Source organism: Nocardioides jiangsuensis (genome assembly GCF_019679455.1).
Classification (GTDB): domain Bacteria; phylum Actinomycetota; class Actinomycetes; order Propionibacteriales; family Nocardioidaceae; genus Nocardioides_C; species Nocardioides_C jiangsuensis.
Window position 1 is genome coordinate 428,242 of sequence record NZ_JAIEZQ010000003.1, and the last position, 15,124, is coordinate 443,365.

12 protein-coding genes are annotated in these 15,124 nt (G+C 73.0%); 11 read left to right on the forward strand and 1 reads right to left on the reverse strand.

The window, feature by feature from the left end; all coding sequences use genetic code 11:
* Positions 1-63 precede the first annotated feature (63 nt).
* The 3 genes from K1X13_RS17960 (at position 64) to K1X13_RS17970 (ending at position 2,957) form a co-directional block, all read left to right on the forward strand.
* Complete coding sequence (locus tag K1X13_RS17960; RefSeq protein WP_221026507.1) at positions 64-639, forward strand: TIGR03086 family metal-binding protein; 576 nt, start codon at positions 64-66, stop codon at positions 637-639.
* Between the two features lie 96 nt (positions 640-735).
* Positions 736-891 (forward strand): hypothetical protein, encoded by a 156-nt coding sequence (locus K1X13_RS17965; protein WP_221026508.1) that lies wholly within the window; start codon positions 736-738, stop codon positions 889-891.
* 80 nt (positions 892-971) lie between these two features.
* Entirely contained in the window at positions 972-2,957 is a 1,986-nt protein-coding gene (locus tag K1X13_RS17970; protein WP_221026509.1) for a TIGR03960 family B12-binding radical SAM protein, read from the forward strand.
* 23 nt (positions 2,958-2,980) lie between these two features.
* Here K1X13_RS17970 and K1X13_RS17975 read toward each other — a convergent pair whose 3' ends face one another.
* Complete coding sequence (locus K1X13_RS17975) at positions 2,981-4,207, reverse strand: CynX/NimT family MFS transporter (RefSeq protein WP_221026510.1); 1,227 nt, start codon at positions 4,205-4,207, stop codon at positions 2,981-2,983.
* An 82-nt stretch (positions 4,208-4,289) separates the two neighbouring features.
* On the opposite strand from K1X13_RS17975, the gene K1X13_RS17980 reads away from it, so the two are divergent.
* The 8 genes from K1X13_RS17980 to K1X13_RS18015 all read left to right on the forward strand — a co-directional run bounded on the left by K1X13_RS17980 (position 4,290) and on the right by K1X13_RS18015 (position 15,014).
* Positions 4,290-5,489, forward strand: coding sequence for a winged helix DNA-binding domain-containing protein (locus K1X13_RS17980; RefSeq protein ID WP_221026511.1), 1,200 nt, complete (start codon positions 4,290-4,292; stop codon positions 5,487-5,489).
* A 9-nt stretch (positions 5,490-5,498) separates the two neighbouring features.
* Positions 5,499-6,239 carry a TIGR03936 family radical SAM-associated protein gene (locus K1X13_RS17985; protein ID WP_221026512.1) on the forward strand — a complete coding sequence of 247 codons (741 nt, stop codon included), beginning with the start codon at positions 5,499-5,501 and terminating at the stop codon, positions 6,237-6,239.
* A gap of 262 nt (positions 6,240-6,501) precedes the next feature.
* Positions 6,502-10,011, forward strand: a complete 3,510-nt coding sequence (locus tag K1X13_RS17990; RefSeq protein WP_221026513.1) for an Rne/Rng family ribonuclease — start codon at positions 6,502-6,504, stop codon at positions 10,009-10,011.
* 288 nt (positions 10,012-10,299) lie between these two features.
* Positions 10,300-10,611, forward strand: a complete 312-nt coding sequence (gene rplU, locus K1X13_RS17995; protein WP_221026514.1) for a 50S ribosomal protein L21 — start codon at positions 10,300-10,302, stop codon at positions 10,609-10,611.
* Between the two features lie 56 nt (positions 10,612-10,667).
* Positions 10,668-10,925, forward strand: a complete 258-nt coding sequence (rpmA, locus tag K1X13_RS18000) for a 50S ribosomal protein L27 (RefSeq protein ID WP_221026515.1) — start codon at positions 10,668-10,670, stop codon at positions 10,923-10,925.
* Positions 10,926-11,048: 123 nt separating this feature from the next.
* Entirely contained in the window at positions 11,049-12,671 is a 1,623-nt protein-coding gene (obgE, locus tag K1X13_RS18005) for a GTPase ObgE (RefSeq protein WP_221026516.1), read from the forward strand.
* A complete protein-coding gene (gene proB / locus K1X13_RS18010) occupies positions 12,668-13,798 on the forward strand; it encodes a glutamate 5-kinase (protein ID WP_221026517.1) in 1,131 nt (376 codons plus the stop codon). The genes obgE and proB overlap by 4 nt, the downstream gene beginning before the upstream one ends.
* Before the next feature lie 97 nt (positions 13,799-13,895).
* Positions 13,896-15,014, forward strand: coding sequence for a GNAT family N-acetyltransferase (locus tag K1X13_RS18015; protein WP_221026518.1), 1,119 nt, complete (start codon positions 13,896-13,898; stop codon positions 15,012-15,014).
* Positions 15,015-15,124: the final 110 nt, after the last annotated feature.

The following is a 15,124-nucleotide window of genomic DNA, read 5'->3' on the forward strand; positions in this document are numbered from 1 at the left end:
CTGGACGTCCGGGGCATGCCGAGGGCACGCTGGGAGGTGCGGGGGCAGCCCGAGGAGGACGCCATGGATCCGGCCACCTTGCACCGTCGCACCGTCGAGTCCTGGGAGCTGCGGGTGGAGGCGGTGCCCACAGACCGCTGGGAGAGCCCGACGCCGTGCTCCGGCTGGGACGTGCGGACCCTGGTCAACCACGTCACCGGCGAGGAGCTGTGGACGGTGCCGCTGGTGCAGGGGAGCACGATGGAGGAGGTCGGTGACCGCTTCGAGGGCGACCTGCTCGGCGACGACCCGGTGGTCGCGAGCCGGCGGGCGGCCGCCGCGGCCACGCAGGTCGTGGACCGGGCGGCGCCCGAGGGAAGCGTGCACCTGTCCTACGGCGACGAGCGGCTGGGGGAGTACCTCCAGCAGCTCGCCGCCGACCATCTGGTGCACGGCTGGGACCTGGCCGTGGCCACCGGTGGGGACACCCGGCTCGACCCCGAGCTGGTGGCCGAGGTAGCCGCGTGGTTTGCCGACAAGGAGGAGCTCTACCGCTCCGCCGGGGCGATCGGCCCGCACGCGGAGGCGAGCGGCGACCCGCAGACGGACCTGCTCGCCGCGTTCGGCCGCGACGCCCGTTGGGCCGCGGTCCCCGGCTGAGGCGAGCCGTGCGGCCGGCTCCGGCCAGGGCACTGCGGCACGCGGACCGTCCCGGCGGTGCGTCGTCCCCGGGCGGATGTTTGCGAGGATTCCGGCATGGACGCGCATGAGACCGACCCGGTGATCACCGACGCCGTTGAGAACATCAGCAACCGCTTCGGCGCCCAGGGCCTCGAGGACCTGATCGCCCTGGCCCGCGTGGAGCTCGAGAAGGCGCAGGCCGCCCTGAGCGAGCTCTCCGACCTCGACTGAGCCGCTCAGGGCGTTAGAACCTCCGCGGCTTCCGTCGTACCCTTGGGGCGACCCCACGCCTGTCTTCGAGAGGTTCTTGCATGCCCGCGACCCACGCCGACTCTGTCTTCCCCAGGCTGGAGCCGCTGCTGCCGTCGGTGCAGAAGCCGATCCAGTACGTCGGGGGCGAGCTCAACTCCACGCTGAAGGAGTGGGGCGACGACGAGACCTCGCCGATGGTCCGCTGGGCCCTGATGTACCCCGACGCCTACGAGGTGGGCCTGCCCAACCAGGGCGTCCAGATCCTCTACGAGGTGCTCAACGAGCGGGACTGGATCGTCGCCGAGCGCACCTACTCGGTGTGGCCGGACATGGAGCAGGTCATGCGTGACGGTGACGCGCAGGGGCCGATCCCGCAGTTCACCGTCGACAACCACCGTCCGGTGCGCGCCTTCGACCTGTTCGGGGTGTCGTTCTCCACCGAGCTCGGCTACACCAACCTGCTCACCGCGCTGGACCTCGCGGGCATCCCGCTGCACGCGGCCGACCGCACCGAGGACGACCCGATCGTGCTCGCCGGCGGCCACGCGGCGTTCAACCCCGAGCCGATCGCGGACTTCCTCGACGCGGCGGTCCTCGGCGACGGCGAGGAGATCGTGCTGGCGATCTCCGACGTCGTGCGGGAGTGGAAGGAGGAGGGGCGTCCCGGGCTCTCCGGCCGCACCCCTCGCGACGAGCTGCTCTACCGCCTCGCGGTCTCGGGCAGCGTGTACGTCCCGAAGTTCTACGACGTCGACTACCTGCCCGACGGCCGGATCAAGCGCGTCGTCCCCAACACGTCCGGGGTGCCGTGGCGGGTGCACAAGCACACGCTGATGGACCTCGACGCCTGGCCGTACCCGCGCAAGCCGCTGGTGCCGCTCGCCGAGACCGTGCACGAGCGCTTCTCCGTCGAGATCTTCCGCGGCTGCACCCGCGGCTGCCGGTTCTGCCAGGCCGGGATGATCACCCGCCCGGTACGCGAGCGGTCGATCGAGACGATCGGCGACATGGTCGAGAACGGCATCCGCAAGTCCGGCTTCGAGGAGGTCGGCCTGCTGTCCCTATCGAGCGCCGACCACACCGAGATCGGTGAGGTGGCCAAGGGGCTCGCGGACCGGTACGAGGGCTCGAACGTCTCGCTGTCGCTGCCGTCGACCCGCGTGGACGCCTTCAACATCTCCCTCGCCAACGAGTTCTCCCGCAACGGCCGCCGGTCGGGCCTGACCTTCGCCCCCGAGGGCGGGTCGGAGCGGATGCGCAAGGTGATCAACAAGATGGTCACCGAGGAGGACCTGATCCGCACCGTCGCCACGGCGTACTCCCACGGCTGGCGCCAGGTGAAGCTCTACTTCATGTGCGGGCTGCCCACCGAGACCGACGAGGACGTGCTCGAGATCGCCGACCTCGCGAAGAAGGTGATCGCGAAGGGCCGTGAGGTGTCCGGGCGCAACGACATCCGCTGCACCGTGTCGATCGGCGGGTTCGTGCCCAAGCCGCACACCCCGTTCCAGTGGGCCGCCCAGCTCGACCACGAGACCACCGACGAGCGGCTGAAGAAGCTGCGCGACAACGTGCGCGCGGACAAGAAGTTCGGCCGCGCCATCGGGTTCCGCTACCACGACGGCCGCCCCGGCATCATCGAGGGACTGCTCTCGCGCGGCGACCGCCGGGTGGGGCGGATCATCGAGGCGGTGTGGCGCGACGGCGGCCGCTTCGACGGCTGGAGCGAGCACTTCTCCTACGACCGCTGGGTCGCGGGCGCCGAGACCGGTCTGGCGGACACCCCGGTCGACCTCGACTGGTACACCGTCCGCGAGCGCGAGCACTCCGAGGTGCTGCCCTGGGACCACCTCGACTCCGGTCTCGACAAGGACTGGCTGTGGGAGGACTGGCAGGACGCGATCGACCCCGACCCCGACTCCGACGTCGAGGTCGAGGACTGCCGCTGGACCCCCTGCTACGACTGCGGCGTCTGCCCGCAGATGGACACCGAGATCCAGATCGGCCCCACCGGCCGCCAGCTGCTGCCGCTCTCCGTGGTCTGACCCGGTGGCGACCGCGCTGGTGGTCAGCCGGCTCGACTGACCTCGCGGGCCCGGTCGAGCTGGTCCTCGACGTACGCCGGCCGGGCGACCGTGAGCCCGGCGACGAGCATCGGCACCACCAGCACGAGCAACGCGCCGAGGGGCACGGTCCAGCCGTCGGTCACGTCGTAGAGGACGCCCATGCCCAGCGGACCCACGGCCGCGATCAGGTAGCCCACCGACTGGGTGAAGCCGGACAGCGCGGCGGTGCCGGCGCTGGTGCGCGCCCGCAGTCCGATCAGGGTGAGCACCAGCGGGAAGATCGCGCAGGCCACGCCCACGAGCACCGCCCACACCCAGGCCCCGCCCACCGGGGCCAGGATCAGGCCGAGGTAGCCCACCGGGTAGCAGGCCAGGAGCCCGGTGATCAGCCAGGTCTGGTCGTGCAGCCGCGACGCCATGTGCGGCACCCAGAACGACAGCGGGATGCTCATCGCGGTGATCACGCCGAGCAGCAGGCCCGCGGTGCCCGGGGAGAAGCCGGCGTCGCGGTAGACCTGGGCGAACCAGCCGAAGATCGAGTACGCCTGGAGCGACTGGAGGCCGAAGAACGCCGCCATCGCCCAGCCCAGCCGGGTGCGGGCGACGTCGCGCAGGGTGACGGTCTGCACCGCCTCGTCGGGCGCACGGTCGTGGCGCACCAGGGCCACCCAGGGGAGGGCGGCGACCAGCGCGGTCACCGCCCACGCCAGCAGGCCCCAGCGCCAGGAGCCGAGCTGCTCCGACAGGGGGACGGTGGCCACCGAGGCCAGGGTGAGCCCCACCGCGAGGGCGGTGGTGTAGATCGAGGTGAGCAGCCCGACGCGGTGCGGGAAGTGCAGCTTCACCAGTGTCGGCAGCAGCACGTTGGCCGTGGCCATCCCCCCGAGCGCGAGCAGCGACAGGGCGAGGAAGGCCGGCACGTGGTCGATCCGTGACCGCACCCCGAGGCCGACGACGACCGCGACGAGCGACAGCAGGGTGACCCGGTGCACCCCGACGACCCGGGCCAGCCAGGGCGCGAGCGCGCCGAACACCGCGAACGCGAGCACCGGCAGCGTGGTGAGCACGCCGGCGGTGGTGGGGGACATGCCGAGCTCGGCGGTGAGCTCGCCGAGCACCGGACCCACGCTGACGGCGGCCGGGCGCAGGTTGAAGGCCAGGACCACGATCCCGACGAGGACCAGCAGCCGCTCGGCGCGGGAGTCCTGGTGGGGGTCGGGTCGGATCACCGGCTCATGGTGCCACGCGGGTGGTCGGCGGAGCCGCTGCCGTCACCGCCCTGCGGTCGGCGCCGGCTGCCATGATGCGTACATGCGGTCCTTCGACGTCGCCGAGCGCCGGGCGAGGCTGGCGCGCCGGCACCGGCTCGCGCCGTCGGACCGCGCGGCGAGCGTCGAGGAGGCGGCCCGCAGCATGGTCTGCCTGCACGCCACCGACCCCGCCACCGTCTACCTGTCCGCGCGGTGTCGGGTGGCGGCGATGACCACCGCCGACGTGGACCGGGCGTTGTACGACGACCGCACCCTGGTCAAGCACCTCGCCATGCGGCGCACCCTGTTCGCCTTCCCGCGGGAGGTCCTCGACGCGGCGCAGGGCGGGGCGAGCGCCAAGGTGGCCGCCGCGGAGCGCCGGCGGCTCGTCCGCGCCGTGGAGCAGGCCGGGCTGCGCAGCGACGCGGAGGCGTGGTTCGACGCCGCGCGGGAGGCGGTGCTGACTGCCCTCGCGGGAGGCAGGGAGGCGACCTCGACCGAGCTCCGCGCGGAGATCCCGCTGCTCGAGGGCTCCCTGAGCTACGGGGAGGGCAGGAGCTGGGGCGGCCAGGTCCCGGTCGGACCACGGGTGCTGACCGTGCTGTCCGCCGCGGGAGAGCTGGTCCGTGCCTCCAACGCCGGCGGGTGGACCACGTCGCGCCCGCGCTGGGCGACGATGGCGTCCTGGCTCGGCCGCCCCCTCGACCCGCCCGACGAGGCCACCGGCACCGCGGAGCTGGTCCGTGCCTGGCTGGCGGCGTTCGGGCCCGGGACGGAACAGGACCTGAAGTGGTGGCTCGGCGGGACGCTGGCCGGCACCCGCCGCGCCCTGGCCGCGGTCGGCGCCGTGGAGGTCGACCTCGGCGGCGGAAGGGTCGGCCACGTCCTGCCCGACGACCTCGAGCCGACCGAGCGGCCGGGCCCGTGGGTGGCTCTACTGCCCGCGCTCGACCCCACCACGATGGGCTGGTTCGAGCGCGACTGGTACCTGTCCGGCCACCGGACGGCGGTCTTCGACGGCAACGGGAACGGCGGCAGCACCGCCTGGTCCGACGGGCGGATCGTCGGCGGCTGGCACCAGAGCGAGGCCGGGGAGGTGGCGGTCGGGCTGCTCGAGCCGGTGGACCCCGCCGTGGAGCGGGCGCTGACCGAGGAGGCCGGCAGGCTGACCGACTGGCTGGCGGGGGTCCGGGTCGCCGAGCGGTTCCCCTCGCCGCTGACCCGGCGGGCGGGCGGGAAGGGACCGGTACCCGAGGCTTAGGGTTGCCCCGTGCGTGAACAGCCCGAGCAGCAAGCCCCTCCCGTCCAGCGTCTCCGGATCCGCTACGCGAAGCGGGGACGGCTCAGGTTCACCAGCCATCGCGACTTCTCCCGCGCCTTCGAGCGCGCGGTGTTCCGGGCGCGTGTCCCGATGGCCTACTCGTCGGGGTTCAACCCGCACCCGCGGATCTCGTACGCCGGCGCCGCGCCGACCGGGTCCGCGAGCGAGGCGGAGTACCTCGAGATCGCGCTCGCCGAGCAGGTCGACCCGGTCGCGGTGCACGCCGCCCTCGACGAGGCGCTCCCGGACGGGCTCGACGTGCTCGAGGTCGTGCAGAGCCCCGGGGGATCGCTCTCGGACCGGCTCGAGGCCAGCACGTGGCGGATCACCCTGCCCGGCGTACCGGCGGACGTGGCCGCCTCGGCGGTGGCGGCGTTCCTCGCCGCGGACGAGGTCTCCGTCGAACGGATGACGAAGAAGGGGCTGCGCACCTTCGACTGCCGCGAGGCGGTCGTGTCGCTCGGATCACACGCTACGACGGGATCCGGGACGGAGTGTGCGATACTCGACTTGGTCTTGCGACACGGAACCCCGTCCGTGAGACCCGACGACGTCCTCGCCGGACTCCGCGCGATCGGCGGACTCGAGGTTGGTTCCGCTCCCGTACACGAGCGACTGGCCCAGGGTCCTCTCGACGCGCTGACCGGCACGGTGGGCGATCCGTTGGCGCCCGACCGCGACGCAGTGTGACCGAAGGTGACAGGTTCGGTCCGTCCCAAGCTGCCGACCGCGGACTGTGCCACGCGACCGCCTGAGCGACGATGACTTCGGAGGATGTCGCCGCCGCTCCAGTCACGGCTCGGTGGCCCGCTCGCGCACAGCGCGGGTAGGACCGCAGGTGCCCGCTGGGGCCTCGACCGCAGGCTTGCGTCGGACCGGTTCGCCGGCCGGCGACTGACTCGCTCCCGAGGTATCGCGTCCCAGGACGTGTCCCGGGAGCCTAGGAGAGCACATGCTCGACGCTGAGAACCCGGCAGTTTCTGACGAACTGACTGCACCCACCACGGACGCCCAGGTCGGCTCGACCGCCGACACGGCCTCCACCGCCCCCGACGACACGCCCGGCGAGGCACCCGCGAAGAAGGCCGCCGCGAAGCGCGCCCCGGCCAAGAAGTCCGCCGCCAAGAAGGCACCGGCCAAGAAGACCGCGGCCAAGCGGACCACGAAGAAGACCGCGGCCGCGCCGGTCGAGGAGACCGCCGCCGACGCGGTCGACGCCACGCAGGCCGCGCCGCCCGCCGAGGCCGCCGCTGACGCGGTCGTGACCGGGACGGACGCAGCGCCCGACGTGACCGCCGAGGGCGGGACCGACGCCGCGCCGGCGAAGAAGGCCACCGCGAAGCGGACCCGCAAGGCACCCGCCAAGCGCACCAGCAAGAAGGCCGCCACCGCCGGTACGACGGACCAGCCCCTCGACCTCGAAGCCGGGGAGGCCGCCGCCGTCGCGCAGGCTCCCGCCGGGGTCCCGGCCGCCGAGGCGGAGGAGACCGAGGATGAGGCCGAGGCCGAGGTCGCGGCCGCCGCCGGCAACCCGCCGCCGGTGCCCGTCCCGCTCTTCCAGGCTCCTCAGCCCACCAAGGCCCCGGCCCGCAGCCGCAAGAAGGCCGCGGCCCCCAAGCCCGACGCCGAGGGTGTCACCGAGACCCAGCCGGAGACCGCCGAGGGCGGCGAGGAGGCCGAGGCCACCAGGCCCGCCCGACCCGCACGCAAGCGCGCCGCGGCCAAGCCCCGCGAGCAGCGCGAGGAGACGGCCGAGGAGCCGACCGGCGCCCCCGAGGGGCAGGACGAGACCTCGGAGGACGAGAGCGAGGGCGGCTCGAACCGCCGCCGGCGTCGCCGGGGCGGTCGCCGCCGCCGCAGGTCCGGGGGCGACAACGACACCGAGGGCAGCGAGTCCTCCGACGAGCAGGACGACCGCGAGAGCGGCGAGGAGCGCGGCAACGGCGGGAACGGGGGCGACGAGTCCGAGGACTCCGGCTCGGCCGGCAGCCGCCGCCGCCGCCGTCGCCGTCGCGCCGGCGACGAGGGGGACAACGGGCAGGACGACCCGGACAACACCGTCACCCGGGTCCGCCAGCGCCGCAACGCCGAGGACGAGATCACCGCGCTGAGCGGCTCCACCCGGCTCGAGGCCAAGAAGCAGCGCCGTCGAGAGGGCCGCGAGGCCGGTCGTCGCCGCGCCCCGATCGTGAGCGAGGCCGAGTTCCTCGCCCGCCGCGAGGCCGTCGACCGGGTCATGGTGATCCGGCAGAACAAGGACCTCACCCAGATCGCCGTGCTCGAGGACAAGGTCCTCGTCGAGCACTACGTCGCCCGCGAGTCGCAGACGTCGCTGATCGGCAACGTCTACCTCGGCCGGGTGCAGAACGTGCTGCCCTCGATGGAGGCCGCGTTCATCGACATCGGCAAGGGGCGCAACGCCGTCCTCTACGCCGGCGAGGTCAACTGGAGCGCGCTCGGCTCCAAGGACGGCCAGCCGCGCAAGATCGAGTCGGTCCTCAAGTCCGGCCAGCCGGTGCTGGTCCAGGTCACCAAGGACCCGATCGGCCACAAGGGCGCCCGCCTGACCAGCCAGATCAGCCTGCCCGGCCGGTTCCTGGTCTACGTGCCCGACGGCACCACCAGCGGCATCTCGCGCAAGCTCCCCGACACCGAGCGGACCCGGCTGAAGACGCTGCTCAAGGAGATCGTCCCCGACTCCGCGGGCGTCATCGTGCGCACCGCCGCCGAGGGCGCCAGCGAGGAGGAGCTGACCCGCGACGTCGAGCGGCTGACCGCCCGCTGGGAGGACATCCACAGCAAGGTCGAGGGCGGCAACGCCCCGCAGCTGCTCTACGGCGAGCCGGACCTGACCCTCAAGGTGGTCCGGGACCTGTTCACCGAGGACTTCGCCAAGCTCGTCGTCTCCGGCCAGGACGCCTGGGACATGGTCGAGGGCTACGTCAGCCACGTCGCGCCGGACCTCGGTGAGCGACTCGAGCGGTACGACGGCGACCAGGACGTCTTCGCGGCGTACCGGATCGACGAGCAGATCGACAAGGCGCTCGACCGCAAGGTCTGGCTGCCGTCGGGCGGCTCGCTGATCATCGACCGCACCGAGGCGATGACGGTCGTCGACGTCAACACCGGCAAGTTCACCGGCTCCGGGGGCAACCTCGAGGAGACGGTCACGAAGAACAACCTCGAGGCCGCCGAGGAGATCGTCCGGCAGCTCCGGCTGCGCGACATCGGCGGCATCATCGTCGTCGACTTCATCGACATGGTGCTCGAGAGCAACCGCGACCTCGTGCTGCGGCGCATGGTCGAGTGCCTCGGCCGCGACCGCACCCGCCACCAGGTCGCCGAGGTCACCTCGCTCGGTCTCGTGCAGATGACCCGCAAGCGGATCGGCACCGGCCTCCTCGAGGCGTTCAGCGAGAACTGCGAGCACTGCCACGGCCGGGGCCTGGTCGTCCACCACGAGCCCGTCGAGGCGAGGAAGAAGGCCGAGGAGGAGCCGCGGCGCAGCCGTCGCGGTGGCCGCGCCGGCCGGGGCCGCGACGAGGAGCCCAAGGGCAACGGCGGCAACGGCAACGGGGGAGCCCCCTCGCCGAAGGACGTCGCCGCGATGGCCAAGCACGAGCAGGCCGAGCAGGCTGCGGAGCCCGCGGAGCCGGCGAAGGCCACCGAGCAGCGCGAGCTCCAGCCGGCGGCGTCGGGTCCCGACGGCGTCCCCTCCGAGCAGCGCGACGAGGCGGCCCAGGAGAAGCCGAAGAAGGGCAAGTCCAAGGGCAAGGGGCGCGACCGCGACGCTGCCCGGCGTGAGTCGGGTCCCGCCGCTCCGGCCGAGGCCGCCGAGCCCGGCCGGCCCACCGAGGGCGCGCCGGCCGAGGAGTCCCGTCCTGCGACCGCTGCCGCGGAGACGGCCCCCGAGGCACCGGCGGAGCCCGCTGCGCCGGTGGTCACCACCGTCCGCCGGCGCTCGGTACGCCGCGCCGCCGGGACGGCGGCTCCGGCCGACGCCACGGCGCCCGGCCGGCCCACCGAGGGCGAGCCGGCCGAGGCACCTCAGCACGCCGCCGCCCCCGCGGCGGAGGCGCCGGTCGAGGCCACCGTCGAGACCGCGCCCGAGGCTCCGCCCGCTCCGCCGGCCGAGCCGAAGGTGGTCACCACCGTCCGCCGGCGTTCGGCACGTCGTGCCGCGGGCCCGCCGAGCGGTGCCGCGGCCGTGGGCACGCTGACCGCGCCCGCCGACGCCGCCTCCGGGGTCACCCCCGACGGCTCACCGGCGACGCAGGGTGCGCCCGAGGTCCCGGTGGGGGAGGTGGCCGACCAGCCCGTGTCCGACGAGCCGGTGGCCGCGGTCCTCGACGAGTCCGAGGTGGGCACCCCGTCCACCCAGGACACCGAGAACGACGCCGAGGGCGAGGGCCCCGCGGCCGCGCACGTCCCGGTGAAGAAGAAGGGCTCGCGCAAGCGCTGACCGTGCCGGCCGGGGCCGGGGGCACCGCGGGGCGTTCGCTCCCTGTGCCCGGCCGGCCCCGGCCGTACGGTGACGTCGTGAGGGTGGCTGGGGATCCGCTCCTGACGGACGTCCCCTCCGGACCCGTTTTGACCCGGCCCCGGTCTCTTGCGTAAACTCGATCCTCGGCGTGCAACGCGCGCCCATCCTGTGTGCCAGACGCACCGCTCCCCGTCGTACGACGTAGTCGGGAACGCGCTGTGCCGCAGATCATTGAACTTGTAGTCCGACGAAGAGAGTGAGTCCGCGGTGTACGCGATCGTGCGCAGTGGCGGCCAGCAGCAGAAGGTTGCTGTCGGTGACGTCATCGAGATCGACAAGGTTGCCAGCGAGGTTGGTGACTCCGTCAAGCTTCCCGTGGTGCTGCTCGTCGACGGTGAGAAGGTCACCTCGGACGCAGATGCTCTGGGCAAGGCCAGCGTGACCGCCGAGGTCCTCGGCGCCACGAAGGGCCCGAAGATCATCATCCAGAAGTACAAGAACAAGACCGGTTACAAGAAGCGCCAGGGTCACCGTCAGAAGTACACCCAGGTCAAGGTCACCGACATCGCTGCCAAGTGACCCTCCAGGTCACCGGCCGGCTCACGGTTATTCACGAGAACAAGGACTGAAGACTCATGGCACACAAGAAGGGCGCCGCGTCCACCAAGAACGGTCGCGACTCGAACTCCCAGCGCCTCGGCGTGAAGCGTTACGGCGGCCAGCTGGTGAACGCCGGCGAGATCATCGTCCGTCAGCGTGGCACCCACTTCCACCCCGGCACCGGTGTCGGGCGTGGCGGTGACGACACCCTGTTCGCCCTCGTCGGCGGCAACGTCGAGTTCGGCACCAAGCGCGGGCGTCGCGTCGTGAACATCGTTCCGACGGCTGAGTGACGGAAGCCGCACCAGCTACAGACCTCCGAGGGGCGTTCCGCGAGACTGCGGGACGCCCCTCGACGTTTTCCTCCTAGAGTCGGACCACCCCCGGGACCGACCTGCAACCGAAAGGCCACACCCATGGCAGTCCCCACCTTCGTCGACCAGGTGGTGCTGCACGTCACCGCCGGACGCGGGGGCAACGGTGTGGCCTCCGTCCACCGCGAGAAGTTCAAGCCCCTCGGCGGCCCGGACGGCGGCAACGGCGGCCCCGGCGGCAGCGTCATCCTCCGGGTCGACCCCGACGTGACCACGCTGATCGACTACCACCACAACGCTCACCGCCGCGCCGAGCACGGCGGCCACGGCGCCGGCGGCAACCGGAACGGCGCCCACGGCTCCGACCTGGTCCTCCCGGTGCCCGACGGCACCGTGGTCAGCGACGCGCAGGGCACCGTGCTCGCCGACCTGGTCGGCCCCGGCACCGAGATGGTGATCGCCGAGGGCGGACGTGGCGGCCTCGGCAACGCCGCCCTGGCCTCCTCCAAGCGCAAGGCCCCCGGCTTCGCGCTGCTCGGCGAGCCCGGCGACGACCTCGAGATCACCCTCGAGCTCAAGGTGGTCGCGGACATCGGCCTCGTCGGGTTCCCCAGTGCCGGCAAGTCCAGCCTGATCGCGGCGCTGTCCCGGGCCCGGCCCAAGATCGCCGACTACCCGTTCACCACGCTGGTGCCGAACCTCGGCGTGGTCACCGCGGGGGAGACCACCTTCACCGTCGCCGACGTCCCCGGCCTGATCGAGGGCGCCAGCGAGGGCCGTGGCCTCGGCCACGACTTCCTGCGCCACGTGGAGCGCTGCGCCGCCCTGGTGCACGTGATCGACACGGCCACCATGGAGCCCGGCCGCGACCCGCTCTCCGACCTCGACGTGATCGAGGGCGAGCTCAGCCGGTACGGCGGGCTTGAGGACCGCCCCCGCCTCGTGGTGCTGAACAAGGTCGACGTACCCGACGGCCGTGACCTCTCCGACATCGTGCTGCCCGACTTCGAGGAGCGCGGGCTGACCCCGATCCCGGTGTCCGCGGCGAGCCACGAGGGGCTGCGCGAGCTGTCGTTCGCGATGGCCGAGATCGTGGCCGCGAGTCGCGCCGCCAAGCCCGTGGTCGAGGCGAGCCGGATCGTGATCCGTCCGCAGGCCGCCGGCACCGGTCCGGAGTTCACCGTGAAGCAGACCGGTGAGGGCTGGCGCGTGCGCGGCGAGAAGCCCGAGCGCTGGGTGCGCCAGACCGACTTCAGCAACGACGAGGCCGTCGGCTTCCTCGCCGACCGGCTCAACCGGCTCGGAGTCGAGGAGAAGCTGCTCGGGCTCGGCGCCGAGGAGGGCGACACCGTCCTGATCGGGGACGTCGAGAACGCCGTGGTCTTCGACTTCCGCCCGATGATGGACGCCGGCGCGGAACTGCTCAGCCGCCGCGGCGAGGACCAGCGCTTCGAGGAGTCGCGGCCCGCTGCGCAGCGCCGCCGTGCCATCGACGAGGCGTACGCGAGCCGCGCGGAGCACGAGTCCCGCGCCGACGTCGCCCGCCGGGCCGACGGCCGCCTGACCGGGGAGTCCCGGGAGCACTACGAACGCCGCATCGAGGACTTCGGCTGGGACGAGAACGACCCCGGCGCAGGGACAGCCGCCGCGGACGTGGCCGACGAGTCGCCCACCGCGGTCGAGCGTCCCGAGGTGGTCGAGGCCGGGGAGGACGACGAGGCGTGAGCACGACCACCCGGTCCGACGTGGCCGGTGCCGCGCGGGTCGTGGTGAAGGTGGGGTCCTCCTCGCTCACCACGGCCGCCGGCGGCATCGACCCGGGCCGGGTCCGCGCGCTCGTGGACACCCTCGCCGGGGTCCGCGCCCGCGGCGCCGAGGTGGTGCTGGTCTCCTCCGGCGCGATCGCCGCCGGCCTCGCCCCGCTCGGCCTCACCCACCGCCCCCGTGACCTGGCCACCCAGCAGGCGGCCGCGTCGGTGGGCCAGGGGCTGCTCGTGCACCGCTACACCGAGGAGTTCGCCCGGCACGGGCTCGGTGTCGGCCAGGTGCTGCTCACCGTCGACGACATGACCCGGCGCAGCCACTACCGCAACGCCTACCGCACGTTCGCCAAGCTGCTCGAGCTCGGCGTGCTGCCGATCGTGAACGAGAACGACACCGTCGCCACCGGCGAGATCCGCTTCGGCGACAACGACCGGCTCGCCGCGCTGGTGGCCCACCTGGTGCACGCGGAGCTGCTGCTCCTGCTCTCCGACGTCGACGGCCTGTACGACGGCCACCCCGACGCCGTGGGGACGACGCTGCTCTCGGACGTCACCTCCGAGGAGGACCTCGACGACGTGCGGATCGGCGGCACCGGGTCGGCCGGGGTGGGCACCGGCGGCATGCAGACGAAGGTCGAGGCGGCCCGGATCGCCACGGGGGCCGGCATCCCCGTCGTGCTCACCTCCGCCGACAACGCCGCGCGCGCCCTCGCCGGGGACGACGTCGGCACGATGTTCCACCCCACCGGCCGTCGCCGCCCGACCCGGCTGCTCTGGCTCGCGCACGCCACCGAGCCCAAGGGCCAGGTGGTGCTCGACGAGGGCGCCGTCCGCGCCGTCGTGGACCGCCGCGCCTCGCTGCTCGCCGCCGGGGTCACCGGCGTGCGCGGCACGTTCGTCGGCGGCGACCCCGTGGACCTGGTCGACCCGCACGGTGTGCCCGTGGCACGGGGACTGGTCAACTACGACTCCGACGAGCTGCCGGACCTGGTCGGCCGGTCCACGCACGAGCTGGCGCGCGAGCTCGGCTCGTCGTACGAGCGGGAGGTCGTCCACCGCGACGACCTCGTCCTCCTGCACCGCCGCTGAGCTCTCCAGGCCTTCCGGGGCGAGGGTCCTTTACCTAGGCTGTGCACACGGGCGCCTCGGTGCTCCACGCTGGCTATCCGGGGACGGGGGCGGGGCCATGGCCCGACGGCAGGAGCGGTGGGAGCGACTGTCGCCTGCGTGGGAGGTGTCCGGTGAGGTGCCCGCCCACGAGTGGTCGGACGTCCTGCACAGCGACCCGGAGGCCCTGGCGTCGCAGTCGCCGGCCTGGGTCGAGGCGGTCTGCTCGTTCTCCTCGTACGTCGACGTCTCCCGCCTGTACCGTCGCCGTGACGGGTCCCGGCTCGTCCTGCCGATCGTGAGCCCGCGGTTCATGCCGCCGTCGGTCGCTTCCCGGCTCTCGATGCCCGAGGGCTGCTCCACCGGTGGCGTGCTGGCCGAGCACGGCAGGCTGTCCCGTGAGGACCTGGCGGTGGTCATGGCGGACCTGGCCAGGAGACCCCTGGCCTCCGTGGTGGTCCGGCCCAACCCACGACTCGGCCACTACTGGTCGGACGCCGCCCCCTGGACGACGGTCCGGGACGTGCACGCACAGGTCCTCGACCTCGGCGGCGGGTTCGGCGAGGTCTGGCCGCATCGGTTCCGCAGCTCGGTCCGGCGGGCTGTGCGGAAGGCCGAGCGCAGCCGGCTCACCGTGGAACGGGACACCACCGGCGCCCTCATGGCCGACTTCCACACCATGTACACCCAGTCGGTGATCCGGTGGGCGGGGCAGGAAGGCGTGCCTCCGGTCGTCGCCCGCCTCCGCGCGGCGCGAGGCGAGTCGCTGCGCAAGTTCCTCACCGTGGGCGTCACCCTGGGCCCTGCCTGCACGACGTGGATGGCCTACCTGGACGGTGAGCCGGCTGCGGGGATCATCGTGCTCACCCAGGGCAGGAACGACACCTACTGGCGCGGGGCCATGAACCAGGACCTGGCCGGCCCCAGCCGCGCCAACGACCTGCTCCACCGGCTCGCGATCGAGGACGCCTGCGAGCGGGGCATGGAGCGCTACTTCTTCGGGATCAGCAACCCCGGCTCGAGCCTCGAGCGGTTCAAGGCGGGCTTCGGTGCGCAGCACGTTCCGTACTCCGACTACTTCTGGGAGGGCCTGCCGCTGGTGCGGACCGTGCACCAGGTGAGAAGACGGGCCTACCGGGCACTCCAGCGGACCGACCGCGTGCTCCGCCGGGCGCATCGTGGCAGCCGACGGACTTGACGCTCGGGCTCGCCGATGCGGCCCGGAGGGGCGCCCGAAGGGGGGCAATCGACCCCCATTTTCCTGCGGTGGCTACCGTTCCGAAGGCATTTCTCCATTCGTCTGACCGT

Bases quoted from the DNA above. Each gene is read 5' to 3' on its own strand.
- K1X13_RS17965 (WP_221026508.1), top strand. From the start codon at position 736: ATGGACGCGCATGAGACCGACCCGGTGATCACCGACGCCGTTGAGAAC.
- rpmA (WP_221026515.1), top strand. From the start codon at position 10,668: ATGGCACACAAGAAGGGCGCCGCGTCCACCAAGAACGGTCGCGACTCG.
- K1X13_RS17990 (WP_221026513.1), top strand. From the start codon at position 6,502: ATGCTCGACGCTGAGAACCCGGCAGTTTCTGACGAACTGACTGCACCC.
- K1X13_RS17960 (WP_221026507.1), top strand. From the start codon at position 64: ATGGATCCGGCCACCTTGCACCGTCGCACCGTCGAGTCCTGGGAGCTG.
- K1X13_RS17970 (WP_221026509.1), top strand. From the start codon at position 972: ATGCCCGCGACCCACGCCGACTCTGTCTTCCCCAGGCTGGAGCCGCTG.
- K1X13_RS17980 (WP_221026511.1), top strand. From the start codon at position 4,290: ATGCGGTCCTTCGACGTCGCCGAGCGCCGGGCGAGGCTGGCGCGCCGG.
- obgE (WP_221026516.1), top strand. From the start codon at position 11,049: ATGGCAGTCCCCACCTTCGTCGACCAGGTGGTGCTGCACGTCACCGCC.
- K1X13_RS18015 (WP_221026518.1), top strand. From the start codon at position 13,896: ATGGCCCGACGGCAGGAGCGGTGGGAGCGACTGTCGCCTGCGTGGGAG.